This is a genomic window from Stappia indica, from assembly GCF_001696535.1.
Lineage (GTDB): Bacteria > Pseudomonadota > Alphaproteobacteria > Rhizobiales > Stappiaceae > Stappia > Stappia indica.
Window position 1 is genome coordinate 1 of the sequence record NZ_MBQE01000016.1, and the last position, 406, is coordinate 406.

1 protein-coding gene is annotated in these 406 nt (G+C 51.0%); it reads right to left on the minus strand.

Annotated features, from left to right (window positions below):
* Positions 1 to 153: 153 nt before the first annotated feature.
* Positions 154 to 384, minus strand: coding sequence for a BPTI/Kunitz-type proteinase inhibitor domain-containing protein (locus BBX35_RS24105; RefSeq protein WP_083206566.1), 231 nt, complete (start codon positions 382 to 384; stop codon positions 154 to 156).
* Between the last annotated feature and the right edge of the window lie 22 nt (positions 385 to 406).

The following is a 406-nucleotide window of genomic DNA, read 5'->3' on the forward strand; positions in this document are numbered from 1 at the left end:
GCGAGAACAAAGCTTTATTGCAGAACAGAAGGGATGAAGCCAGGGCGGGTTTGGGGGGAGGGTCTCCAGAATAATCCAGGACAGAAGGAACGCCTCTCAGTGAAGTTGGCGAATTAGATGCAATTCGGGGGCGGGGTCCCCCCTTTCCAGATGCTATTTACCAACACAAGTGTGGCGGCATTCATCCCAGGTGCTAAAATTGTTGTCATTCCCACCGCATCCACCGTAAAAAAATACTTTACATTTGTTTGATTCCAGATTGTAGTAGATACGACGGAGATGGCCTCTACATCTTCCAGATTCAGGAGCGAGATTACAAAACGTTGGACGGTCGTGGCCGGAGATGGGGGTCAGTTCTGCCCAGAGGGTGAGGAGTCCCAGCAGGAGAAGAAGACCTCCAGAAGAC